Annotated in this window: 28 protein-coding genes; 7 read left to right on the forward strand and 21 right to left on the reverse strand. The window is 52.0% G+C overall.

What is annotated here, in order from left to right; all coding sequences use genetic code 11:
• Nucleotides 1-4: 4 nt before the first annotated feature.
• The 4 genes from V4U88_RS25775 to yyaC all read right to left on the reverse strand — a co-directional run bounded on the left by V4U88_RS25775 (nt 5) and on the right by yyaC (nt 3,664).
• Nucleotides 5-1,198: a class I SAM-dependent methyltransferase gene (locus V4U88_RS25775; RefSeq protein WP_334076058.1), complete on the reverse strand. Its 1,194-nt coding sequence runs from the start codon at nt 1,196-1,198 to the stop codon at nt 5-7.
• A gap of 57 nt (nt 1,199-1,255) precedes the next feature.
• Nucleotides 1,256-1,948, reverse strand: a complete 693-nt coding sequence (locus V4U88_RS25780) for a DUF6483 family protein (protein ID WP_334076059.1) — start codon at nt 1,946-1,948, stop codon at nt 1,256-1,258.
• A gap of 281 nt (nt 1,949-2,229) precedes the next feature.
• A complete protein-coding gene (locus tag V4U88_RS25785) occupies nt 2,230-3,030 on the reverse strand; it encodes an alpha/beta fold hydrolase (protein ID WP_334076060.1) in 801 nt (266 codons plus the stop codon).
• A gap of 100 nt (nt 3,031-3,130) precedes the next feature.
• Nucleotides 3,131-3,664, reverse strand: coding sequence for a spore protease YyaC (gene yyaC / locus V4U88_RS25790; RefSeq protein ID WP_334076061.1), 534 nt, complete (start codon nt 3,662-3,664; stop codon nt 3,131-3,133).
• Nucleotides 3,665-3,801: 137 nt separating this feature from the next.
• Here yyaC and V4U88_RS25795 point away from each other — a divergent pair, with 137 nt between their 5' ends.
• A complete protein-coding gene (locus V4U88_RS25795; protein ID WP_334076062.1) occupies nt 3,802-4,026 on the forward strand; it encodes a DUF1128 domain-containing protein in 225 nt (74 codons plus the stop codon).
• Nucleotides 4,027-4,060: 34 nt separating this feature from the next.
• Here V4U88_RS25795 and V4U88_RS25800 read toward each other — a convergent pair whose 3' ends face one another.
• Nucleotides 4,061-4,774 carry a pirin family protein gene (locus V4U88_RS25800; protein WP_334076063.1) on the reverse strand — a complete coding sequence of 238 codons (714 nt, stop codon included), beginning with the start codon at nt 4,772-4,774 and terminating at the stop codon, nt 4,061-4,063.
• Between the two features lie 95 nt (nt 4,775-4,869).
• On the reverse strand, nt 4,870-5,874 hold the full coding sequence (locus tag V4U88_RS25805; RefSeq protein ID WP_334076064.1) for an asparaginase: 1,005 nt from the start codon (nt 5,872-5,874) through the stop codon (nt 4,870-4,872).
• A gap of 224 nt (nt 5,875-6,098) precedes the next feature.
• On the opposite strand from V4U88_RS25805, the gene V4U88_RS25810 reads away from it, so the two are divergent.
• The 3 genes from V4U88_RS25810 to V4U88_RS25820 all read left to right on the forward strand — a co-directional run bounded on the left by V4U88_RS25810 (nt 6,099) and on the right by V4U88_RS25820 (nt 7,246).
• Nucleotides 6,099-6,548, forward strand: coding sequence for a YtxH domain-containing protein (locus V4U88_RS25810; RefSeq protein ID WP_334076065.1), 450 nt, complete (start codon nt 6,099-6,101; stop codon nt 6,546-6,548).
• Between the two features lie 85 nt (nt 6,549-6,633).
• Entirely contained in the window at nt 6,634-6,954 is a 321-nt protein-coding gene (locus V4U88_RS25815) for a DUF5665 domain-containing protein (protein WP_334076066.1), read from the forward strand.
• Nucleotides 6,955-7,021: 67 nt separating this feature from the next.
• The gene (locus V4U88_RS25820; protein WP_334076067.1) at nt 7,022-7,246 is read left to right on the forward strand and encodes a hypothetical protein; all 225 of its coding nucleotides are present in this window, start codon (nt 7,022-7,024) and stop codon (nt 7,244-7,246) included.
• A 76-nt stretch (nt 7,247-7,322) separates the two neighbouring features.
• Here the strand turns inward: V4U88_RS25820 and V4U88_RS25825 are convergent, their stop codons facing one another.
• The 11 genes from V4U88_RS25825 to V4U88_RS25875 all read right to left on the reverse strand — a co-directional run bounded on the left by V4U88_RS25825 (nt 7,323) and on the right by V4U88_RS25875 (nt 19,203).
• On the reverse strand, nt 7,323-8,303 hold the full coding sequence (locus tag V4U88_RS25825) for a magnesium transporter CorA family protein (protein ID WP_334076068.1): 981 nt from the start codon (nt 8,301-8,303) through the stop codon (nt 7,323-7,325).
• 25 nt (nt 8,304-8,328) lie between these two features.
• The gene (locus V4U88_RS25830; RefSeq protein ID WP_334076069.1) at nt 8,329-9,102 is read right to left on the reverse strand and encodes a sigma-70 family RNA polymerase sigma factor; all 774 of its coding nucleotides are present in this window, start codon (nt 9,100-9,102) and stop codon (nt 8,329-8,331) included.
• Complete coding sequence (gene rsbW, locus V4U88_RS25835; RefSeq protein WP_334076070.1) at nt 9,099-9,542, reverse strand: anti-sigma B factor RsbW; 444 nt, start codon at nt 9,540-9,542, stop codon at nt 9,099-9,101. Before rsbW ends, V4U88_RS25830 begins: the two co-directional genes overlap by 4 nt.
• A gap of 16 nt (nt 9,543-9,558) precedes the next feature.
• Nucleotides 9,559-9,897, reverse strand: a complete 339-nt coding sequence (locus tag V4U88_RS25840) for an STAS domain-containing protein (RefSeq protein ID WP_334076071.1) — start codon at nt 9,895-9,897, stop codon at nt 9,559-9,561.
• Between the two features lie 59 nt (nt 9,898-9,956).
• Nucleotides 9,957-11,606 (reverse strand): response regulator, encoded by a 1,650-nt coding sequence (locus V4U88_RS25845; protein ID WP_334076072.1) that lies wholly within the window; start codon nt 11,604-11,606, stop codon nt 9,957-9,959.
• An 18-nt stretch (nt 11,607-11,624) separates the two neighbouring features.
• A complete protein-coding gene (locus V4U88_RS25850) occupies nt 11,625-12,500 on the reverse strand; it encodes a CheR family methyltransferase (protein ID WP_334076073.1) in 876 nt (291 codons plus the stop codon).
• An 88-nt stretch (nt 12,501-12,588) separates the two neighbouring features.
• Nucleotides 12,589-16,251, reverse strand: a complete 3,663-nt coding sequence (locus V4U88_RS25855) for a response regulator (protein WP_334076074.1) — start codon at nt 16,249-16,251, stop codon at nt 12,589-12,591.
• The gene (locus tag V4U88_RS25860; protein ID WP_334076075.1) at nt 16,248-17,417 is read right to left on the reverse strand and encodes a PP2C family protein-serine/threonine phosphatase; all 1,170 of its coding nucleotides are present in this window, start codon (nt 17,415-17,417) and stop codon (nt 16,248-16,250) included. The genes V4U88_RS25855 and V4U88_RS25860 overlap by 4 nt, the downstream gene beginning before the upstream one ends.
• A gap of 195 nt (nt 17,418-17,612) precedes the next feature.
• A complete protein-coding gene (locus V4U88_RS25865) occupies nt 17,613-17,957 on the reverse strand; it encodes a general stress protein (RefSeq protein ID WP_334076076.1) in 345 nt (114 codons plus the stop codon).
• A 93-nt stretch (nt 17,958-18,050) separates the two neighbouring features.
• Nucleotides 18,051-18,602 (reverse strand): hypothetical protein, encoded by a 552-nt coding sequence (locus V4U88_RS25870; RefSeq protein WP_334076077.1) that lies wholly within the window; start codon nt 18,600-18,602, stop codon nt 18,051-18,053.
• Between the two features lie 94 nt (nt 18,603-18,696).
• Nucleotides 18,697-19,203, reverse strand: coding sequence for a DUF948 domain-containing protein (locus V4U88_RS25875; protein ID WP_334076078.1), 507 nt, complete (start codon nt 19,201-19,203; stop codon nt 18,697-18,699).
• Between the two features lie 255 nt (nt 19,204-19,458).
• Between V4U88_RS25875 and V4U88_RS25880 the strand changes: the two genes are divergently transcribed.
• Nucleotides 19,459-19,623, forward strand: coding sequence for a DUF1328 domain-containing protein (locus V4U88_RS25880; RefSeq protein ID WP_334076079.1), 165 nt, complete (start codon nt 19,459-19,461; stop codon nt 19,621-19,623).
• Between the two features lie 97 nt (nt 19,624-19,720).
• On the opposite strand, the gene V4U88_RS25885 is transcribed toward V4U88_RS25880, so the two are convergent.
• The gene (locus V4U88_RS25885; RefSeq protein ID WP_334076080.1) at nt 19,721-20,296 is read right to left on the reverse strand and encodes a hypothetical protein; all 576 of its coding nucleotides are present in this window, start codon (nt 20,294-20,296) and stop codon (nt 19,721-19,723) included.
• A gap of 138 nt (nt 20,297-20,434) precedes the next feature.
• Here V4U88_RS25885 and V4U88_RS25890 point away from each other — a divergent pair, with 138 nt between their 5' ends.
• Nucleotides 20,435-20,851, forward strand: a complete 417-nt coding sequence (locus V4U88_RS25890) for a hypothetical protein (protein ID WP_334076081.1) — start codon at nt 20,435-20,437, stop codon at nt 20,849-20,851.
• Between the two features lie 114 nt (nt 20,852-20,965).
• Here V4U88_RS25890 and V4U88_RS25895 read toward each other — a convergent pair whose 3' ends face one another.
• Together V4U88_RS25895 and V4U88_RS25900 are read right to left on the reverse strand one after the other, a co-directional pair.
• Nucleotides 20,966-21,991: a C40 family peptidase gene (locus tag V4U88_RS25895; protein WP_334076082.1), complete on the reverse strand. Its 1,026-nt coding sequence runs from the start codon at nt 21,989-21,991 to the stop codon at nt 20,966-20,968.
• A 216-nt stretch (nt 21,992-22,207) separates the two neighbouring features.
• A complete protein-coding gene (locus tag V4U88_RS25900) occupies nt 22,208-23,101 on the reverse strand; it encodes a cation diffusion facilitator family transporter (RefSeq protein WP_334076083.1) in 894 nt (297 codons plus the stop codon).
• A gap of 201 nt (nt 23,102-23,302) precedes the next feature.
• On the opposite strand from V4U88_RS25900, the gene V4U88_RS25905 reads away from it, so the two are divergent.
• Nucleotides 23,303-23,491 (forward strand): hypothetical protein, encoded by a 189-nt coding sequence (locus V4U88_RS25905; protein ID WP_334076084.1) that lies wholly within the window; start codon nt 23,303-23,305, stop codon nt 23,489-23,491.
• 94 nt (nt 23,492-23,585) lie between these two features.
• On the opposite strand, the gene V4U88_RS25910 is transcribed toward V4U88_RS25905, so the two are convergent.
• Nucleotides 23,586-24,056 (reverse strand): transposase (locus V4U88_RS25910; protein WP_334075811.1); only part of this gene is annotated, 471 nt, incomplete at its 5' end.

Raw genomic sequence — 24,056 nt, forward strand, 5'->3', positions numbered from 1 at the left:
AAACTTAACGTGGGGACCGATTTCCTTCAGGGAGAAGGTCACGGCAAGCTTTTTCAAGGTAAGGCGCCGCGCTCAAAAAGTCCCGGAATGCGAGATATTCCTTCCATAAGCGATTTTTTTCCCCGTCGGAAACAGCTCCCTTTACCGCCCGGATCAGAATGTTCTTAGGGGTATGTTCCATGTCGATAAACTCCAACAATTGGGTCTTATACCCGAGAATGTCCAACAGCTTGGCCCGAATCGCATCAGTAGCCAGCGCCGAAAAACGTTCCTTCAGGATGCCATGGGACAGGAGCGGTTCAAGCACCGGACTTGCGACTTGCCCGAACAACTCGTGTTGGCAGCAGGGTACGGAAAGGATGACGGACGCGTTCCAGCGGACGGCCTTTTCCAGCGCGGCATCGGTCGCCGTATCGCAGGCGTGCAGGGTTACCACCATATCCACTTCGCTTAATTCGTCATAGTCCGCAATATCCCCGACAAGAAAGCGCAGATTACGGTATTGCAGATCTTTCGCCAGCATTCCGCAATGTTCGATGACATCCGACTTCAGATCGAGTCCGACAATCTTCAACTCCATTTGCAATTCGATCGACAAATAATGATATAACGCGAACGTCAGATACGACTTGCCGCAGCCGAAATCCACGATCGTCACCGGACGCTTGTCCGGGAGGTGGGGAAGCACATCCTGAACCATTTCGAGGAAGCGGTTGATCTGCCGGAATTTATCATACTTTTTGGCCAGCACCTTGCCGTCCGCATTCATGATTCCGAGCTCCACCAGAAACGGAACCGGCTTCCCTTCTTCCAAAATGTACTGCTTCGTCCGGTTATGGGCGAGCACCCCCGGCTTTTTGGTAGGGGACTTGGTCAGAATCGATACCTTGTACTTCTTGCTGATCAGCACCTGATAATCGGCTTCCGCCGTGCACAGCAACCCCTGACGGAAGGTCCCCGCGAACAGCTCCATAACGGCGGACTCGAGATCCGCGGCCGGGATATTCTCATGGGTAACTTTTTTGCTGTAGTGATAAGTGAACTGGTAATGAAGCATGCCTTTGAGCAGGACCGGCTTGATGACAGTTTTGCTGTAAGTGTCCTCCCCTTCCCCCGCCTTTCGGCGTTGACTCAAAGTAGCGGAAATAAGACCGCCCTGCTCCGAAATTTGACGTACCAGATTGCGTAATTCCTCCATCTAAGACCGCTCTCTTTCCAAATGAGTTGAAGTTATTGTATGAATTCTACTTGTACCCTACTCCCCGCTCGGACGGTTCTCATCGATTCCCGCGCTTGCGCTGTCGATTCTGGCGAGCCAGGCCTCCAGTCCTTCCCGGACTTCTTCCTTGGGAAGCCCGCCTTGCTCCAGCTTGTCGGGCCCCTGTGCCAACAAGCGGGTATAAAATGCTATTCCCTCTTCCCGCCGGGCCGCTCCGCTTTCCAGCAGACGGTACAGCGCATTCTCCGCGAGATCATAATTTCCTCTGCTCTCTTCATAAGTCATAAGCAGACGTTCGGTATCCTCCGGGAGCTCGAACCCCTTCAGCCGTTCCAGCAGCTCCGAAACTTCACCGTGCAATTTCCATATACCGGGATCGGCCCCGTGCGTGTAAGCCGCCAAATATAAATGCAACGCCTTCCTTGCGCGGAGTATGCCCTCCTCCCGCTGCCCCGATGCCGTCAAGACATCGGCCTCTTCCTTCATAAGCCGCGCCAGACTTTGCAGCTTATCCGATTCGACCGTCCCGCCGGTCCGCATCATCTCCACGATATCTTTGGCCGAAAGGGAGCCGAGCAGACGGGAGTTCAACCGAAACAGATTTTTGTAAAGCTCGTCGAGTTCCCATAAGGCTTCTATCCATTTGCGCTGCTGCTTCAGACCGAACACTTTGCCGATCATCTCCGTCATTTCCTCCAGCATCCGAACCAGGTAATCTTTCCGCAGCATCAGACTCCGTCCCTCCTGCAGGTTTATTTAAGAACAAATTGTAAGTCATTTTGACCCGAATATCCAGCAAGGGGAAGTCTCAATCCGCGCCGCATAAGGACCTTATCATCACGAGAAGGCCGAGAAGGCCGATTTTTCGTACTAAGCCGTATTTATACAGGTGCCTCTGTCCAGCCTCGAGCCTCTTGCTGCGCAAAAAAGAGGCTCCCCGTCATCGGACGATGACTCGGGGATAGCCTCGGGTCGTGAGCATTCTTATGGTTCAAGCGTTGTGGAGACGGCTACTTGCGCGCGGACGGTACGCCGCGCAAATAGTCGCTGATGACGGCTGCAAGCTGTTCGGGCGCTTCATACATGCTCATGTGGCCGGCGCCCTTGATCACCGCCTTGGTCACCGACGGCCCCTCCGTCGTGAAGGTGCGCTCAATCGGAATGACGGCGTCGTTTTCCCCTGCGACCAGCAATACGGGGAGCACGGTGGAAGACAGCACATCCCGGCGGTCCACCCGCTCGCGCATAGCCAGCGCGGCGCCTGAAGCTCCCTGCGGCGGCGTCTTGTACCCGATTTCTTTAACGCGGTTCACTTCCACGGTCAAAGTATCGCGCAGTTCAGGCGCGAATAATCCGGGGACAAGCCCGTCAACAAAAGGGGTAATCCCTTTATTTCCGATGGTGGCCACGGCTTGGAGGCGCTTCTCCTTGGCTTCGTCGCTGTCCGGATATGCGGTCGAGTGAATGAGGGCGAAGCCGTTCAAACGTTCGGCGTACCGCTGAGCCAGAGACAGGGTAATGTATCCGCCCATGGAATGGCCAAGCAGCGTATATTTCGAAACCCCCAGGTTCTTCATCAGTGCGGCGACATCATCCGCCATCTGTTCGATCGTATAGGCACCCATCGGGGCATCCGTGAAGCCGTGTCCCCGAAGATCCGGCATAATCACCCGATAATCGTCGGCCAACAGCGGTCCGATCTTCTCCCAGTAAGCCGAGCTTCCGCAGAAGCCATGGAGCAGGACAACGGCCTCTCCCTGGCCTTGTTCTTCATAAGCGATCGTAAATCCTTCAAGAACTACTTTTTCCATAACGCTTCCCTCTCTTTCTATAACTGGCTGAAAGTTACTGAAATTCTAAGCTGCTCTTTTGTGTGTATGTAATGTTCCCGATTCTTATATTTAATCTCTTTCAGGTGCTTCTGAAACCGTGTTCGATCGCTTCCGCCAATTCATCGGCCATCTGCATCACCCTGTAGAGCGAAGTCATTTGCAGCGTCCAGTATGGTTTGGGACCGTTAACGTTGACGACGGCCGCCACGCTGTAATGCCCTACGGCCGGAAGCGATATTCCTACCGATTGGGCAGGGAGCAGCGGCTGACCGGACACGAGATAGCCGCCGACGGAGGCCGGCGTTCCGAGGCAGGCATCGATCGCCACGATGATATGCTCCTTGGGAATCATGGAGGCACGCACTTCCAGATTGGTGGCATCGCAAGGGAAATCCAGCGTTCCGATCACATCCGCCAAGCCGCGTTCCTTAAGACGCGTTCCGACAAGCGGACCCAGCGCATCCCCCGTGGATCGGTCGGTGCCAATGCAGAGAAATGTCATCTCCCGGGTCGGGTGCCGTCTTCGGACGCCCAGAAAGAAATCGGGGAGCTCGCCGCCGGTCAGCTTTTTTCGGACAAAGCCCGCTTCGGGCATTACCTGTCTGTCATCCATGAGCTTTTCATCCCCCTTCTTTCACCAAGGTAACCTGATTGTACCGCAAATCCCCCGGATCTAGCAAAAAGAGTGTACCCGCGGCCCAACCGTGGTACAATAACCGGGACATGAAACGGAAAGGATGTTGAGGATCCATGGACTTAACTCAAAAAAGCCAGGAAAACGTGGAATATATGATCGAGGCCATCAAAGCGAAGCTGAAAATGGCGACCGGAGCCGCCATGAACGCTTCCGCCTTTAATACGGACCAATATGAAGACATTTTGGACATTTATGAGCTAGTGATGAGCAAGGAACGGCTCAGCATTTCCGAGGTGGAGGCGCTGGCTCAGGAGTTGGGCAACCTCCGCAAGAAATAACAACCTCTCCGCTCCTCAGCGGAGTCCGTTCGGTTTAAGGCATATCGACGATCAATAGCTCGGCTATGCCTTCCCCTGACTTCCGGATGACCAGATCGTCCGGGCACCGGACTCTGGCCGCATCGCCGGGCCCCAGCGAAAACCGCTGCTTCTCGCCCAACAGTTCTACATGCCCCTCAATCAGGAAAATATGCTGTCTTCGATTCAAGGTGCGGATCAAGTGCTCCTCGTTATCCGTCAGCACGGGAGCAAAGATGTTTACATCCTGATGAATGCGCAGGAAGTCCCCGTCCCTTTTCCCGCTGATGACCGGCATCCAATTCCCGATCCGTTCGTCCCGGGGAATCCGGCGGGAAGTCTCGGCGGGGGGAAGACCTTGGCGATCCGGCAGGAACCACATTTGAAGGTAACGTGCAGGCTCGCCCGGGGACCGGTTGGCTTCCGCGTGGATGATTCCCGTACCCGAACTGAGCACCTGAAACGAGCCTTCCTCTAAAGGCTCGAGGCCCGCGGACCCGGCGGAGCTTGTCAACGAACCGGATATTACATAAGTGACAATTTCCAGATCATGATGAGGATGGGCCTCCAACTCTTTACCGGGAGCCAGGATGTGATCGTTCAGCACCAGAAGGCAGCCGAAATGGGCATTCCCGGGGTCAACGTAGTCCGCGAAGGAAAAGCTGAATTCGCTCTGGACAGGGCCGGCATGGGCCGTATGCCTCTCTTCCGAAGTTACTATTTTTATCATCTTAATCCTCCTCGCCTATATAGCACCATACTGGATTTGCTACATTTTTACCCTTTAGCCCCATCGGCTAATCAATAGGCGAGCCCTCCGGTCCATCAAACCTGGCCAAGCCGGAAAACGGTTTGGGATACCCCCACTTCCGTTCCCTCATCATTCCGGATTACCGGAGTAAAAGCTCTACGCAGCCTTTCCAAGGTGTCCTTGTTTTCATAGTCCAGCTGCTCCAGAATCGCCAGCGCGATCAGCCCCCACTCCTCCTCCGATCCATCCATGATTTTGAAGGCTACGCCCAGCCGCTCTTTCCGCAGGCCAAAAGCATAGACGCCCTTAAAGCCTCCTTTGGCGACCAAGTTCGGATCTTGAAGCAGCAATGTATCGATCCGGCCGGTTCCGCTGACCATCTCCGGATGGCGGTTCATCGCATTCGCCACTGTACCCGCCGCCGCGGCTGTCGCGGGATCTTCGATACGGTCGGGACAAGCCAGTTTCAGGTAAGCATTAGCGAGTGCGGACAAAGGAAGATGGAAGACGGGCAGCCCGCATCCGTCGACGGCCCGGCCGATGCTGACCAGCGGCAACCCGGCGAGGGAAGCAAGCGTCTCCCAGATCTCCCGCTGCACGGGATGATCGGGATCGCTGTAGTTCTCCAGCGGATAACCGTTCATCTTGCTGTAGGCCATGAGGCCCAGGTGTTTGCCCGAGCAATTGTGATACAAGCGGCGTCGCCCCCCTCCGTTCCGAAGCAGCTGTTCCTTTGCCGCCGCATCCATCGGCAGACTCGGTGCGCAGACCATCGTTTTTTCGTCGAGCCCCGTTTTTCGGAGGATCCTCTCCAATGTTTCGATATGCATTTCCTCGGCACGGTGTGAGGCCGTCATGATCGCGATTTCGTCATCGCTTAAGCCGAATTTTCCCGCCAAGCCCGCGCGTATACCCGGAATGGCCTGGAACGGCTTGGCCGCCGAACGGGTAAATACGCCGAAATGAGGGTTTCCGACCGCTTTTATGACCCTGCCCGCCTCATCTGCAATACATATATGACCGCGGTGCGTGCATTCGAGCATTCCCCCGCGGGATTCTTCCACCAATATGTTATCCATGGTTATCCCCTTTCGCACAACAAACTATCATCCCTTCAGTATAGTACAGCCGCCCTTGATTCGCCATTCCCGAATATAGAAGAAACGGCGACCGCGGCAAAGCGGCGGATTGTTTCACCCCGTCCCGTATCGTTTATATACGAAGTAAGAAAAGCACCTGAAGTCACCAGTTCAAACCGCTTTTTCATCCAATGAAGAATATCCACATAAAGGAGCGATGAAAGATGAATAAAGCCGAGACGGAATACCCTGTACAAAGTGGAGGAACCTTTACGAAAGGGCTTGTGATCGGAGCGCTGCTCGGTGCGGCGGCAGCCTTGCTGTATGCGCCGAAGCCGGGGCGCGAACTGCGCAGCGATTTGTCGGACAAGCTTACCCTCGCGACGGACAAGTCCAAGGAAATGGCTTCGGTTGCCTGTGAAAAAGGCTCCGAGCTCGCCAAGACGGTCGTTTCCAAAACGACGGACCTTGCCAAAACCGTCGGCGCAAGCGCCAGCAACATTGTGTCCAGTGTAAAAGAGGCTTCTGCGGAAGTGTCCGAAGACATTAAGCAAGAGGTTGGGCAAGTCGGCAAAGCGGCGGAAAAAAGCTCGGAGGATGTAAAGCAGGAGGTCAACAAGGCCTCAAGCGAAGCTAAACGCGAGTTTGGCTCCTCCACGAACTCTTCCGTGTAAACGGGGCTGTCCCCTGAAAATCGCCAGCTCGGGCAGCTGGCGATTTCTGTTTGTGAGCCTAAATTCATCGCAAGGAGGAAGGCCGATGGCACGTTTAAATCCATATGACACCAAAGACCATCCCTTTGAACTCAGGCATGAAGTGAAGCGATTGAACGGCAAGCTGGACAGCATTGCCGATATGCTGGAGAAGGCCGATTTTAAAGATATTTTGGAGAACTATACAAATCCGAAAAAACGGGTACTTACCAACTTTGTAGCCGGTCTGTCCCGCGGGCTCGGGCTCAGTGTGGGGACCTTCGTCATCCTCGGTCTGCTCGGCTGGATTCTAAGCTTGTTCGTGGATCTGCCGATGGTTGGCGATTATATTAAAAGCCTGCAGGATTACATCCAATCCAAGCCGTAAGGATACAATAATTCTGAAGTTTGCCGGCTAGTCATTCTAAGGAGTGAATCTCAAAGGAGGGTTCCCCGTGGATTTTAAAACAGCGAAGGAAGAACAGCAGGAATATGTGGAGAAACAGATTCGGGAGGCTCGTGAAGGGGAGTACCCCGGGCATAAAGATATTACCAAGGCCGAGAACGGTTCCATGGTCAATGACATGGAGGACTTAAAGCGGCTTGGCGAAGATATGGATAAGATGAAGACGAACAGTGAGGACCATGAAGAGGGATTGGTGTCCGATCCCGAGCAATAACCCTGCAGCTTGGAAAAAAGGCGGTCACACCTAAAGGTTGCCCTGCGGATAGGGCAACCTTCTTTATATGTTTTGCTTACAGATTCGAGTTCTCCTCGTCCACTTCCAGCAAATCCCCGGTCCACCCCTTCGCCCGGATCCAAATATAGAAGCCCAGCGTAAAAAGCAGCGTAATTCCGCAGATTAGCGCGAAGCCGAACATCCCCTGTTTGACCCAAGGGAGAAAGTCGAAATTCATTCCCCAAATCGCCCCGATTACGGTAGCTGGGGTAAATACCGCGGTCATGATCGTCAAGGTTTTCATAATATCATTGCCCCGAAAACCCGAGACCGCATCATCGATGGAGATCAAAGTGTCGATTTCCTTCTCGTAGTGCTTGACAAGCCCGCTCATCCGCTCGGCCCGGTACAAAAAACGTTTGAACGGGATGCTGTCCTCCATTTGTTCCAGATAAGCTTCACGGGCGGCCGTGACCAGTTCCAGAAAAGGAATGAACAAATTGGACCAATGCAGCAGCTCGAAACGAGCGGTTAAAATCTGATTCATCAGGTGTTTCCGGTTGCGTTTTTTCATCAATTCTTCAACCTTCCGCAAGTTCCGCTCGAAGCGGTCCATCCCCACCCGGAAGTAATGGAGGATCACCCGGGTGAGAACAAACAATCCGTCGATCGGCCGCGGGCAATCCAGCAACATGATTTCATTATCTTTTTGGTTCATGACCCGCGTGGTGTTGGCATCAAGGTTGATCGTGATGAAGACCTCCGGACTCACAAAGAAATGAGCCAGCAAGCAATCGGCCTCCGCATCCCTGATTTCTTCCCGCACCGAATAAAACAGGGAGCCATATAGAATGGGCTCCCTGCCGTCCGGGAATCTTACGGATAATTGATTGGATTCTATCTTGGGAAGCGCATCCAGCCATTCCCTAGTCAAAGGATAATCCTGCCGAAGACGCCGGACTTCCGGGCTGTCCCACTCGCCCTCTTTCACTTCGAAGTCGATCCAGGACCAGCCTTGTCCGCTCCGCTTCACCCGTAGTTGATTCTCCAATTCCATGACTGTACTCCTTTACCGGATGCTGTTACATTGTGTTCGAGTTGGACATAATCTGCTTCAGCTTCTCCGTCGCCCGTTTTTGAATCCGGGATACGCTCATTTGAGATACGCCCAACTTCTGGGCAATCGCCCGCTGGGACTGTCCCTCTTGAAAGGCCAACAACAGCACCTGCTGTTCCTGCTCCTTCAACTGGCTGAGAGCTTGCTGCAGATCCATCCGTTTTTCGACGGTGTCGTAATCGTCCGCGTCCGAGCTGATGAGTTCGCCGAGTGTAGCCGCGCTTTCCTCTTGAGATAGCGGCGAATCGAGCGACACATAGTGATAGCATTCCCGACCAGCCAATACTTCCACCGTTTCCTCCACGGAAAGCTCCAGATAGTCCGCGATCTCCCTCACGTCGGGGGAGCGCTCCAGTTTAACGGTCAGCTCATCGATCGCCTGTTGGACCAGGGCTCCCTTCTCTTTAATTCTGCGCGGCACCTGAATGTACCAGGACTTGTCCCGCAAAAAATTCTTCATGTGACCGATCATGCTCTTCATCGCGTAAGGCTCAAACGGAATTCCCATTTCGATATCGTACTGCTGCAGCAATCGGATCAGCGCCATTTGCCCGACTTGGTAAAGATCTTCATAAAGGTCGGGACGGTTGCGCGCGATTTTTCCCGCCGCCATTTTAACCATCGGCTCATATTTCTGAATCAGAACAGTGGCGATGTCATTATCCTTGGTTTGTTGATATTCCCAGATCATACTGGTGGATTCATTTAAAGACTCGGGGGGAGTCAATTTATCCGTCATACCTTCTCCTCGCTCTTCATTAAGCGGCGAGTCATGACTACCTTCGTTCCCTTTCCGGCTTCATTCAATACGCTAACGTCATCCATTAACGCCTGCATGAGATAGAAGCCGAGACCGCCGATTTGGGCTTCATTCAAGTTTTTGTCGTGCAGCGTCGACCGCTCACCCCACGAATCAAAGCTCTCCCCTTCGTCCTTGACCGTAATGGACAATGCATCACCGATGATCTCAAAAGTAACCTCCATCATGCCGTTCGTATCCTTGTAAGCATACAAGACCGAATTGTTACACGCTTCGGACACAGCCACTTTCATATCTTCGATTTCTTCGTACGAGAAGCCCATTTTTGAGGCTATTCCATACAGGTTTAACCTGACTATATCCACAAACTCCGCAGTCGCCGGCAAACTGATTACAACTTTTTGAACCTCGTCTATCATGATACTCTATCCTTTCCTATTGGGAATTCTCCTGGGCGGCAAAAAACTTCGCGATTCCGGTCATATCGAACAGCTTCTGAATTTGTTCCGGCACTTCCTTGACCCAAAAACCGGCTTCCATTCCATGCCTTGTCTTTAAAATCGACAGCAGAATTCCTATGCCGGTACTATCGATGTACTTGAGTTCTCTCAAATTGATGATCAAGTCTTGCTTATCGTTGAGAGCGAGGGGCTCCATCACCTGGCGAAAATCCGGAGCAACGGAAAGATCAAGCTCACCGCGCAGATAGACGGTGCATGTCCCGTTTTCCACTTGCGACGTAACGGTAAACTTCTCATTTTTATTTGTATTCATAGACACTCTCTCCTGAATTGTGGTTTCTTTATAAATAACCCGGCACAAGGCCGGATGAATCAATGAACCGAAGTTTCGGTCATGTAATTCTTGCTGTATTTGGACAAAACCGCCTTTACTGAAGCCAGTTTCAGCGGCTTGCTGATGTAATCGTCCATTCCGGCCTGATGGCATTTGGACCGGATGCCGTCCATCACGTTAGCCGTCATCGCGATAATTTTCGGTTCCTTGCCGGGGACCTGCTGTTCCCGGATTTTACGGGTAGCCTCCAGGCCATCCATGTGCGGCATCTGCAAATCCATGAAAATAAAGTCATAGTTCCGGTCGGCAGCCATTGTCACGGCTTGTAGGCCATCCTCAGCCACTTCCGGTTCATAACCCAGCTTTTGCAGCATACTGACCATCAGCCGTTGGTTAATCGGATGGTCATCGACAATCAGCATGCGTTCCCTGGACTCCGCTTCGTCAGGGAACATCGATACCTGAGCCGCGCAGACCAAATCCGTGCTCTCATCGAAATATTCGCTGGCGCAGATCGTAAAGACGAAAGTAGCCCCCTTTTCCTCCAGGGTTTCCACCCGGATCGAACCGCCCATCATTTGCACCAGGGTCTGACAAATCGCCAGTCCCAGGCCCGTTCCTCCGTATTTGCGGGTCATCGACGAATCCAGCTGGGAGAACGGCTTGAACAGACGGTCCACTTTATCCGGAGCGATTCCGATTCCCGTATCCTTCACGGTAAACTCGAGCAAATGCTGGTCCCCGTTCTTCTCTTTGCAGTCGACCATCAAATAGATTCCGCCCTGTTCGGTAAACTTCATGGCATTGGCGACCAGGTTGATCAACACCTGGCGCAGGCGGCCCATATCGCCGTACAGTACAGGCGGAATCCGCTCGTCGACGAAGGAGACCAGCTCCAGGCCTTTCCGGGCGGCATCAACCGAAAAGAGCCCCATAACCTCCTGAATCGTCGCTCTGATTTCAAACGGACTTTCCTCCAGCTCCATTTTGCCGGATTCCATTTTCGTAAAATCAAGAATGTCATTGATAATCGTGACCAGCGTATCCGCGCTGCCTCGAATAATTTCGGCATATTCCTTCTGGTCGTCTTTGAGTTCGGTTTCCAGCAGCAAGTCGATCATGCCGATGACTCCGTTCATCGGGGTCCTGATTTCATGACTCATCATGGCCAGAAATTCCGTTTTGGCTTTGGCCGCAATTTCCGCAGCCTCTTTGGCTCTGACCAGTTCTTCGTTGGTCCGCTCCAATTCCAGCGTTTTTTGCTGCAAAAGCATGCTCTGGGTTTTCAGCCGCTGATTCGTCTGGTACATGTCCACAAATCCCTCGATCTTCGATCTCAGAATTTGCGGAATAAAAGGTTTCACCATGTAGTCGATCGCCCCGGCGGAGTATCCCGCGAACAAGTGCTCCGCCTCCTTGCTGTTGGCAGAGATAAAAATGATCGGAATATCCTTTGTCTTATCCCGGGCTTTAATCAGCTTTGCGGTCTCAATCCCGTCCAGTCCGGGCATTTGCACATCGAGCACAATCACCGCAAAGTCCTCTTTTAATAAATACCTCAGGGCTTCTTCGCCGGAAGTCGCTTTGACCAAAATATATTGTTCACTTTCCAGAACCGCTTCCAAGGCCATCAGGTTCTCGGGGCGGTCATCTACCAGCAAGATATGAATCGGCTTTTCAACCCCCATGGAATCCTCCTGCATCCTTCATTTAATCTTCCGGTACATTTTCTCCACCCGGTCCAGCGGTTCGTAACAAGCATCGTACTCCGTAAAGTGAATCGATTCCTTCGCTCCCAGCACCAGAACGCCAAAGTGGCTCAGGCTTTGATGGAACAAAGAATGGACCCGGTTTCTCAGCGTTTCGTCAAAATAAATCATCACATTTCGGCAAAATATGACATTGAACTCGTTAAAGGACTGATCCGTCGCCAGGTTGTGCTCGGCAAAAATCATGTTTTTGCGCAGAAAGGGCTGAAATAACACGGAATTGTATCTCGCCGTATAGTACTCGGAAAAAGAACGGGTGCCTCCCGCTTCCTGATAGTTTTTCGTATACAGCTTCATTTTCTCAATTCCAAACACGCCCTCTTTGGCTATTTGCAGCGAGCGGCCATTCATGTCGGTGGCATAAATCCTCGCTTTATCGTAGAGACCTTCCTCATGCAGCAAAATGGCCATCGAGTAAACCTCTTCCCCCGTCGAGCACCCCGCATGCCAAACCCGGATATACGGGTATGTTCTCAGCAGGGGCACGACTTTTTCGCGAAAAGCGCGAAACAGGGACGGGTCCCGAAACATCTCGGTTACGGGAATGGACAGGCTGTAGACCAGGCGCTCGAAGCATTCCCGGTCATGCAGCACTTTTTCCTGCAAAGCGGAAATGGTCGTCACATGCTCCGCATGGACTTGGTGCCAAATCCTCCTTCTGAGCGAAGGAAGGGCGTAATTGCGGAAGTCGTAGCCGTACAGCCGGTGAACCCCTTCCAGAAGCAGTTCGATCTCCAACTGCTCCCGCTCGCTGGGCGAGGTCCGGCCGTACGCTTCGTTATCCGGATAATCCGAAAAATCACTGGGTGCCATAGGTTCAACTCCGATTACAAAAAAACTGGGCATCCGTCCCCTGAAAGGAGAAAGACCTGCTTATCGTATATTTAACCTTTCCTCAAGGTTACGAATACAACCATACCCGCATTAGCGAGAGTAATTGATCCGTCTGAATCGGTTTTTTTACATAATCGGAAGCGCCGGCCTCGATGCATTTCCCACGGTCATCCTTCATCGCTTTCGCCGTAAGCGCGATGATCGGCAGCTTGGCAAACTGCGGCATCTTCCGAATTTCGCGCATCGCTTCATAACCGTCCATTTCAGGCATCATCATGTCCATAAGCACCAGGTTGAAATCTCCTTGCTCTTTAAGGATATCGATCGCTTCCCGGCCGTTCTCCGCGTAAACCACATTCATGCGGTAACCTTCGAGCACGCTGGACAGGGCAAATACGTTGCGCACATCATCATCGACAAGCAGAATTTTCTTGCCTTCGAACAGTTCTTCCTTGTTGTGAAGCTTCTGCAGAATCCGGCGCTTGTCTTCGGGCAGCTCCGCTTCGACACGATGGAGAAACAGCGTGGTTTCATCCAGCAGGCGTTCAGGGGACTTCACGTCCTTGATGATGATCGACTCGGCATATTTACGGAGCCGCAGCTCTTCCTGCTTGTCCAGATCTTTGCCGGTGTAAATGATGATCGGCAGATCGTTCAACTCCTCGTCATCGCGGATTTGATCCAGCAGATCGAAGCCCGTGATATCGCTCAGCATTAAATCCAGCACCATGCAGTCGTAACGCTTCTCGCGCAGCTCCCGCAAGGCCTCTGCGCCGGTGGAAACCGCCGTGATCACGACGTCATCATGACCGATCAGCTCGATGATCGAGTTACGCTGCACGTCGTCGTCTTCCACGACTAGCAGGTGCTTTAAACTTTTTTCGGTAAAAGATTCGATATGGGAGAAGGCCCGCTCCAAATGTTCGCGGGAGGACGGTTTGCGCAGATAGGCGATCGCCCCCATCATCAGGCCCTGCTTGGCATCGTCAACGACCGAAATGACATGCACCGGAATGTGCCGGGTTTCGGCATGGCCCTTCAATTCGTTCAGGATGGACCAGCCGTCCATCACCGGCAGCTGGATATCAAGGATAATCGCGTCCGGCAAATAATCTCTCGCCATTTCCAGTCCGACATCCCCTTGGACGGCAATCAGCGTTTTGAAACCGTGGCTTCGGGCCATATCAAGCAGAATTTTGGCAAACTGAATATCGTCCTCAATGATCAGCATGATTTTGTCACCGCTGGCGAGCCGTTCCCGATCATCCTCGATCGGTTCCGCCGCGGCCACAGGCTGTTCAACCGGACGGACGTAGGAGTTTTGGCTGTAATATGGAGCGACGACGGCATTCGAAACGGCCGCTTCCTGCTCGGCGACAAACAGCCGGCTCGGCGCTTCCTTCGGCAGATACAACGTAAAAATGCTCCCTTCGCCCTCTACGGACTGCACCGTAATCAGGCCGCCAAGCAGCTTCGACAGTCCTTGACTAATCGATAGACCGAGGCCGGTACCGCCGTATTTCCGGCTGGTCGTTCCATCCACTTGCTGGAACGCTTCAAAAATAATGTCCATTTTGTCGGCGGGAATCCCGATCCCCGTATCCTTCACCGCCAGCTCCAAATATTCGCGGGAAGAGTCCAGCCCTTCCGGCAAGCACTCCGGATTCGCCGTGCCGATGTTGAGCGAGATCTCCCCTTGGTTCGTAAACTTGAAAGCATTGGACATCAGGTTCCGCAAAATCTGCTTAATCCGATGACCGTCCGTATGAATTTCGGCCGGAACGGAAGCATCCGTTTCAATGTTCAGCACGATGCCGCTCTTCAGCGCGACCGGTCCGAAGTTTTGTTCCACGAAGCGGGTAAGCTCGTCGAGTCTGACCGCTTCCCGGTTGATCTCCATCTTGCCGGCGTCCACCTTCGACAAATCGAGGATTTCATCGATCATTTTGAGCAAATCCGCGCCGGACATATGAATCGTATGCGCGTATTCGATTTGCTTCCCGGTCAGGTTCCGCTCTTTATTCTCATACAAAAGCTGGGATAGAATCAGCAGGCTGTTCAAGGGGGTGCGCAGTTCATGGGACATATTGGCCAAAAACTCCGACTTATACTTGCTGGTTTGTGCCAGTTGAGCCGCATGACGCTCCAGTTCCAGCTTCGTCTGTTCGATTTCGTCGTTCTTCTCTTTGACTTCCTGCACTTGTTCCTCCAGAGCCCGCGTCTTGGCGATCAGCTCGGTATTAAAATGCTCCAGCTCTTCCTGCTGCCGCTGCAGCAATTCTTCGGAACGCTTCAGCGCCTGCGTCTGCTTCTCCATGCTTTCGTTGGATCTGCGCAGTTCCTCCTGTTGGGTCTGCAGCTCCTCCGATTGAACCTGAAGCTCTTCGGTCAAAGCCTGGGACTCGCGAAGCAGCTCTTCCACGCGCAGGCGGCGGTTGATATTGTTCAGTACGATCCCCAGGTTGGAGGCCAGCCCGGACATCAACTGCTCCTGAACCGGTGAGAACGGCTCGAAGGAGGCAAACTCGACAACCCCCAGCAGTTCTTCCTCGAACATCACTGGATGAATATAAATATGGTTCGGCTGTGATTCTCCCAATGCGGAACGGATGGAAACATAGCCGCTTGGCGCCTCCTGCAGCGAAATCGGCTTCCTGTCCAGCGCCGCCTGACCGACCAGCCCTTCCCCAACCCGGAAAGCCTCAGGGGTATCCAAGTCCCGTCCTCCGGCGTATGTCCCGGCCAAGTAGAGCTGGTTCGGATTCTTATCCTCATAGCGGATATACATCGCTCCGTAACGGGCACCGACGACCGGCGTAAACTCGCTGATGAACATTTGTCCGATCTGCTCCAGCGAATTTATGCCGTGCAGCAGATCCGTAATCCGGGCGAGGTTCGAGTTGACCCAGGACTGGTCCTTCTGTAACTGAAGAAATTTTTCCTCCGCCTGTTGCGTTTCCTGCAAGTCTTCCGACATTTCCTGGAAGATGCGGGCCACTTCCCCGATCTCATCCTTAGTCGGAATATCTACTTTTTGAATCGCGTCCAGCTCGCCTTTTCCGAAATAATGCATCATAAGATTGACCGTACTTAAACCGCGGGCAATGCTGGGGAGTATCCACAGGACGATGCCCAGACCGACCAAAAGACCGACAGCCATCGTTGCGATAGTTAACCGGATCGAGCGTTCGTATTCGGCCTGCGTTACCGAGATGGCCTCCTGAATTTGCGCATTATAGTAATCGCGGTAGTCGTTCAGGGTGTTCAGCAAATGATCCTGAGCCGCTTGTCCGGTGGACAGCCGGTACTTGTTTGCCGACTCATACTGCTCACGGTTCATTAAGGCCAATACATGGCTCTTGTAGTCCATAAAAGCGTCCAAGGCATTATCGATCGTACTTATATTTTGCTGTTCATCGGCAGTATGGGCTTTTGACTTTACCTTCTCATAATAGCCGCTCGCTTTTTGAATTTTGGTCTCGAGCTTCTTCTCTTCAACAGCGGTGTAATCCGGATCTTGCTTCTGCAAAATATTCGTTAAAATACGGGCAATGTCGTTATACTCGCCGCGCATTCCCGATGTGTTTTGAATCGTATAGTATTTATCGCTATAAATGCCGTCCAATTCCTCATTCATATACCTTAAACGGTCATAGCCGGTGAACGTCAAAATCAGCATGATGATTAAGAGCGAACTGAAGCCGATAACCAGTTTGCTGCGGATTTTCATGCCTTGCCTTCTCCTCCTTTTAATGTGATCCACACCAGGCATTTGTCATCTTCCCGATCCTGGGGGGGATCTTCGTGGAACAACAGCCGCTCCATCTCCTCCTTGTCGAATGCGTGGGACACCCGAACTTGGCGCTCCAGCCAATCCAATTGTTCCTCCTGGGTTCCTGCCACACATTCGATCAATCCGTCGGTATATAGCACCACATGGCCTTCGCCTTCATAAAATATCGTCTGCGGCGCCGCCTCAATTTTGTCGAACAGCCCTACCGGCGGGCAAACCGCATGCAGTTTGGCAACTTCCTTGCCCTCTTGGTAAAACAAAGCCGGAGGATGCCCCGCGTTCACATAATCGATCTTTTTGTACTTCGTATCCACCACGAGATAGATCGCCGTGAAATAGTACTGTACAAGTTGGCTGTCTATATAAAGCATATTGAATCTGCGGTTCAGTTCCTGAATGACTTTTTCGGGTTCGACATAGGTGCTGACGGTGTCCTTAAGGACGGAGGCGATAAACATGCAGAACAGCGACGAGGAAATACCGTGGCCCATCATGTCCAGCAAAATAATCCCGTATCTCCCGTCGCCAAGCGGGTACCAGGAATACAAATCACCGGCCAGTTCAAAGGAAGGTTTGTAGAGTGCGTCAATCTCAAAGAGGGGGTCCTTGATCGGAGAGCTCAGTACGGCGTTTTGAATCAAGGCCGCCAGTTTCAACTCTTCCTGAATCCGCTGGTCCCTCTCTTTGTGCCAATCCTTCTCATGCTTCAGCCTCAAGGCAAGCCGGATGCGCGCCATCAGCTCCACCTTGTTGATCGGCTTGGTGACGTAATCGACAGCCCCGGCATCGAGCGCTTCGGCGAGCTTCTTGGAATCGCCCACCGCCGTTACCATGATGATCGGAATATCCTTCAAGTTTTCGTACTGCTGCAGCAGCCGGCACGCTTCAATGCCGTCCATCTCGGGCATCATCATATCCAGCAAGATCAGATCGATATCGGAGGAGCCGCTGCTCATCGGAGCGCCGGGCGCCTCAACCCCCAGCCTTTGAAACATTTCATGTGCCGAAGAGACGGCTACCGTGTCCCTGTAATCTTCTTTTTTCAAAATCTCTCTGATAATAATAATATTGGTAGGATTATCATCCACGATTAAAATTCTCATAAAACTCTCCTTAGCCATCTGAAAGAATCTAAAATCCTGTATTCAGGATAACATGTTTCCCCACTCATTTGTCATAATATGACAAAATACTTCCTGCCTAGACAAGATTTGCACAAAACTCCAAAAACATAGATAAGGAATGGGGACAACCCGCCCATTCCTTATCTATAAGTTTGGAAACCTGAAGTATTTAAATCAGGCTGATTTCTTGGCGATCACCAGCACTCTTCCCAGATCCAGTTCCTTCTCGTAAAATCTCGCTTCCGACTCGGTAAAGCCCAGGGATATAATCTTGGCGCGAAGCTCATCCCCACGGGACCGGAACAGGTTGGCCAGCGCGGTAAACACGCCCTCTTCCTTGAGTCCGATTTCGCCCGCATCGGCGGCCTCGGCAATCCGGTCGGTCCGGTCTTGATCATGGGCCAACACATAAATATGTTCAGCTTCATATCCGGCGGAGTGAAGTTCTTGAACCGTTTCTACAGCCTGTACACCATTCTCCACGATTTTGGCATATGATTTGTTGTCGATCGTGCTCATGATACTCGCTCCCTTCCTAAGCAGTCTGGCAATTACAAAAATCTAGGGTTCATTACCCCGTTATCCCTTAGATGAAACAACTTTGGCCACGATTTACGAAGCGGTATCGTCAAATAAATCTGCACCGATAATTTTGCCGGTGTCCGCCTCCTTATAGAGCTTTAAGGCGGCATGTCCCCGAATGTACACGTCCCCGTCCTCGGCCACAAAGTCCGGTTTGCCGAGATAACGCTCCAGCCAAGGTTTCTGTAACGGAATGACGATCCCGTTCAAGGTTATGCGTTTCGGCGACGGTCCCGTGTGTACGTAATAAACAAGGTCTTCGTACACACCTATGGCCAGGTTGCCATAGTGAAGTTCCATATAGCCCGTAAAGGAATCTTGATCGATTCGATCCGGTTCCCCTTTTTTCGACAAAATGAGCTGAACGTCATCCGACAAAGAGATCCCACCCATGGAATCAAATTGTTCCAACCGCTCCGCCTCAGCCGTGGCGGGATACGGAGGCTGCCACAGAGCCAGCTCCGCGGCGGGCTGTGCGGCAGGCTGTGCTGCGGGTGGCCCCGTGGCGGCCGACGCCGAAAAACCGGCAAAGGGAGAAAGTAGTCCGACCAGCAGCAATAGCGTGTTCAACATGTTCTTCACCCTTTCTGATGATTTCCGTTGTCCGCCATAGGGGCCGTCTCCGCGAAAATGGATCAGCTCAGTCGAAAAAGAAGGCTTATGTACCGCTCTATCTTTAGGAACGGTATTTCTGCCACACCCCTGCGGCGATGTCCACCCATTTCATCCAGCCCGGCGATTTGCTCGAGTCTGCCGGTAGTGGGGCCTGATACGCAGGATCGTAGTTTTGCACCTCGACCGGCGTCTGCGCTACCGTCTTATTCGAAGATGTATTGGCGGTTTTGGACCGTTTGGGCTGGCTTTTGATCCGGTCGATAAACGCCGTGGAGACCTGCTTCGCGGCCAAGGTAACCTCGTTTAACACTTCTCCCACATTTTTCACCGATTCCAGCACCGGATCGATCTGCTCCATCTTGTGCTGCAAATCCCCGGTCAAATCATTGGCATGCCTTACTACATGCTTTACTTCATAGCTAAGCTCGTCAATCGTTTTCTGAACTTCCTGCAACGTTTGCGTCGTTTTGTCGAGCGATTTCTCCGCCGCTTTCAGCGTTTTGATCAAAAAGATCACAAGTACCGTAAATGCCACGGCAATTAGTGCCACACTGAGTTCCCAAATCATACCGTTCCCTCTCTTTCTGTATGGATGCTTCGATAAACCATAGTTACCCTAAGCCCTTAGTCCCGAAACAAAGCGACAAACAGCCAAAAACTGCATAATACGGGCTTGTTTCAGACCAAAATACCCGGGTTAATGAAAGCTACAAGCGAACCGGTTCTTCTGGCTTGCCCTTCTTCCGGAAAGCAAACCGGTTGGCAAAAAATGCTTCCCAAGTACCACTATACAACAATTTATGATGAAAGGAAGATGATTCGCATGCTGAAATGGTCTATGATTTTTCTGGCCATCGCTCTGATTGCCGGAATATTCGGATTCTTCAATATCGTCGCGGCTGCGGCCTCGATCGCCAAAGTTCTGTTCTTCATTTTCCTCGTCCTGTTTGTGATTTCCCTGTTCACGGGAAGAAGCCGCTCCTTGTAGATAAGATGACGGAAAGCCTTCTTCTCTCCTAAATTTAAAAAAGCGCGAGTGCCAAGGCCCCAACCATGGCATCTCGCGCTTTTCTCTTCTTATTGTCCTACAGCAATCCTTCCAAATATCGGGCCAGCTCGATCCAGTCCAAGGCAAAGCGTATCTTCAGCGAATGCTCCTGAAAGTCGACCGCCTTGATCTTCACTACATCCGGGAGAGCCGCATCAAGCCGGACGATAATCGGCTCCAAACCAAAAGTCCCCGGTGAGAGCTCTACACGCCGCACCCGAAGAAATTCGGGCGTCAGCGTAAGTTTTCCGGCGGAAAACTCCATCCGGTACCCGGCGCGCAGACCCGCCTCCAAGGCCCCCCAAGTCGCATGGACGCGGGCTTCAAGCCGTTCTCCATTCAACTGAAACTCCGCTCCGGTTACAGTAACCGGAAGGTCGTGTTCCTCAAGGTACTCCGTCAATGCTTTTTTGGCCAGTTGGTTAAGCTCCCGCTCGGAGAGCGTCAATTCCGCCCGCCGGGTTTCCGCCATCGCAAAGAGCTTGTCCTTCCAGGAAATTTCGGTATACCGCAGATCCAGTTGATCCGTTGGACGGATGTACAAAATCAAACCGATGACGATAGACACCGCCGCCAGGAGAACAAATCCGATAAAAAGTCTCTTTTTTCCCATGTTACCTCCTTTGATTTACCATAAGTCCCCGAAACTTGCTGCAGAAAAAATTACCACAAAAATGATTCTTAGGTTGGTTGGCTGTTTATATGAACTATTAGAATATATATTTTATACTGTTGAAGGAGGATTAGATTTATGAAAAAATTAACAGCACTTACCGCATCCGTGCTTCTCACCGCGGCTTTTGCGACGGGCGTATCCGCAGACCCTGCCACAACGAGTACGAATGAGAATACGAACACGGCTCCCACCGTCGTGGGACAGACCGTCGAGGGAACCGTAACTACTTCGGAAGGGACCAGTGTTACGAATAGCACCTATGTGGATTTGGACGAACCGATCATAACTCCGGATGAAATCATTATTGCGCCAGAACCGATTACGCTTACCAAGGTTACGTATTTCTATGAAACTCCGGGCGGCAAGACACTGAGTGCCCTGGCGCCTCAAACCGTTAATCCGACCGGCCAAACGAGCAACAACTGGGTTGAAATCTATACCTGGCTCGGAAAAGCCTGGATTTATCGCCCAGGCTACACTCCTACTTATTAATGTATAAGAGGATGACGATAAAGTCATCCTTTCAACAAAAATGCTCCGCCGGACAGGGTATCCTGTTGCTGGCGGAGCATTTTTGCGTTGCGGTGCTTATGATGTCTTAGTTCATTATTTCAGGACACTTCCGCCATACAAGAAACGGTGTTCCCAAGATCCATCAAGCTTATCGATGCGTACGCCGCCCGATTTGGCCGAATAGGTGTGCAGCATTTGACCGTCACCCAGATAGATGGACACGTGCGTAATCCGTTCATTGTTGACGTCCACCCCTTTATAGGCCGATGCGGCGGAGCCACGGTACTCCATAAAGAAGACCAGATCACCGCGCTTCAGACTGGCGATATCGTAAACCGCGGTGCCGTTGTCACGGATCCATTGGCCCTGTTTGCGGGAATCCGCGGGAAGAACGATGCCGAGCGCCTCACGGAAAGCCTGACGTACGAAATCCGAGCAGTCGAAGGTCGTTGTTGTGCTGCGGTCCGACCCGTACTCATACGGCGTGCCAAGATACTTTTGCCCCGTCTGGATCACCGATTCGATTTTATCCCTGAAGGAAGGGGGTTCCGGGGTTGGAGCCGGTGCTGGCGCTGCCGGAGTGGTTTCCGGAACGGAACCGCCGACTTTTAAATATTTGTCGGACGTACTGACATAACCGGTTAACCCGTCTCCTGTAACAATTTTATAGAAATATTGATTGCTGCGCTCCAGAACCGAAACCGGGGTCCCTTTCGGCAACATGCCGAGCACTCGCCCTGACGCGGAAGGCTTGTCCCGCAAATTCACGCCGTATTCCACGACGGCCGGGGTCCCTTGCGAACTTGGCGCCGGAGTTACCGCCGTTTCCGTTACGCTGATATATTTTTCCGCCGCGCTCACATAGCCGACCGCGCCGTCCCCGCTTTGCACCTTATAAAAATAAGCGTTGCTCCGATCCAAAACGGTAACATCCGAACCTTTTTTCAAAAGTCCGATGACCCGCCCCGAAAGCGAAGGATTGTCGCGTAAATTCACGCTGTTCTCAATATGACCTCGAATGATGGCAGGAGAGTTTGCTGCTGATGCCTCTTGTTGCATGGACGTAAAGGTAGTTAGTACTACAGCGCTTATCGCTAGAACAGCTATACTTCGTTTCATATTCATGCCTCCTGAGGATGTTCTTGGTGTCTATAGGCGAATTCTGTGTCGTCCCTCCTTTCTTTGGACTTGTTCCCATTATAGACCATGTCGAACTTTGTCTAAATCCGTCGATCCGCATACATTTTCAAACCGATATACTTCTATCTGCCTAGCAGGCAAGCATATAAAAAAGGCCGATTTTCCTATTCAGGAAAACCGGCCCGTCCTTTTGTATTACAGCCTGCTTTCTTTTCGCGGCTCCGTCGATTTCGGTTCAACGTGGACATGGACATGCATGACATTTTTAATTTTCCGCATCCGTTCCTCCACCAAATCACTGATATGATGCCCTTCTATAACGGACAATTGTGGATTGACTTCGATGACAACGTCGACAAGCACATGGTTGCCGTGCACGCGGGCTTTTAAATCCTTGATACCCTCCACCCCCGAAATCCGGGCGATAGTCCCTCTTAAATCACTAAGCTCCCGCTCGTCGAACCCGTCCGTAAGATTGTGGGTCGATTCGCGAAAAATTTCCCACGCCGTTTTGCATATCAAAAGTCCTACCGCCACCGCGGCAACCCCGTCCAGCCAAGGAATGCCGAACTGCGCTCCCACAATACCGACCGCGGCTCCGATGCTTACCATGGCATCCGACAGGTTATCCTTGGCCGCCGCCATCAATGCCTGGTTATTGATCTGCGTGGCCAACTTACGGTTGTACAAATAGACTCCGCCCATGGCCACCGCACAGATCAAGGCTACTCCGGCGGACAGAATATCCGGTTCGGCATGGCTCCCCTCAATCAAAGCTCGCACCGCTGTGATAATGACCTGGATGCCCACCATAGCCATGATAAACGATGCGACCAGCGCGGCGATCGTTTCCGCCCGGAAATGTCCGTATGCGTGGTCGGAATCCGGCGGTTTCTGGGAAATCCGCAGGCCGATCAGCACCGCGACCGAGGCCACAATGTCCGTTAAATTGTTAAAGCCGTCCGCCAGCAAAGCGCTGGAGGCGAATATGTAACCGCTGATCAGCTTGAAGGCCGACAGCAGCAGATAAGCGGCGATACTGACCCAGGCTCCCCGTTCCCCTTTGCGTATATCCTCATAAACATCCAAGTCCCCTGCACCTCCAGACCTTATGACAAGGTCTCTTTTATCTAAATCGTTACATCATCGTAGCAAATAAAATCCGTGTAAGTCCAGAGAAACAGTGTTGCCCCCGGCAAAAGCGGCCCAGGCTCATTATTCCCGTTGTACGCTTATTTAAAAACGTTTAAAATAAGGGCATGCCCCCTTCTATTTGAGGAGATGATCTTGATGTCGGAAAACAAAGAACCCCGGAAAATCGATCTGGCCGAAGCGATGCGCCAGAAGCTGCAGCAGAAGAAACAGCAGCAGCTAAACGCCAACAAACCGGGTATGATGGGAAACCAGCAAACCAAAATGTTGAAAAGCCAAAACAACAAAAAACCGAATAACCAGCGCCGCCGGACCGGAGGATCGTAAATCCCCTCCTTAAGCGCAAAGAGGCTGTCCCAAAAGTAAACTTTGGAACACCCTCTCCAACAAAATAGGATGATATTTGTAAAAAAAGAAGGAGCTAAGCGGGCTGTTTTCGCTTAGCTCCTTCTTTTTTGGAGTCTACGGCGGCTTTCTTAAGCAAATTGTGGGCAAGGGAAAGCCAGCCGACCTCCAGACTTACTTTTTGTAAGCCTCGAAGCAGAAACCTTTTAAAGCCTCGGTTGTTCTTCATATCGCCAAACACAGGTTCCGGCTCGATCATGCGCCTTACGGCCAAGGCATAACCTTCTTCACTGCGGAGTTTTTGCCTTGCCTGGCTCTTTAACCGCAAATACTTCATACTAACTTTGATCTCACGATCACCCTGGGCTTGTGTACACTGCGGCTTTAACGGACAACCCTCGCAGCCGGAGCTTCGGTAATGTCGGTATTCGATTTCATACCCACTTTCTGTTTTCTCCTTACTCCCTCTCCGGAAATGGAGCGTTTGCCCAGCCGTGCATGTCCATGTATCTTGTTCGCTGTTATAGGTCCAATTGTCGATTTTACT

The organism is Paenibacillus sp. A14 (assembly GCF_036864815.1).
Taxonomy (GTDB): Bacteria; Bacillota; Bacilli; order Paenibacillales; family Paenibacillaceae; genus Fontibacillus; species Fontibacillus sanfengchensis.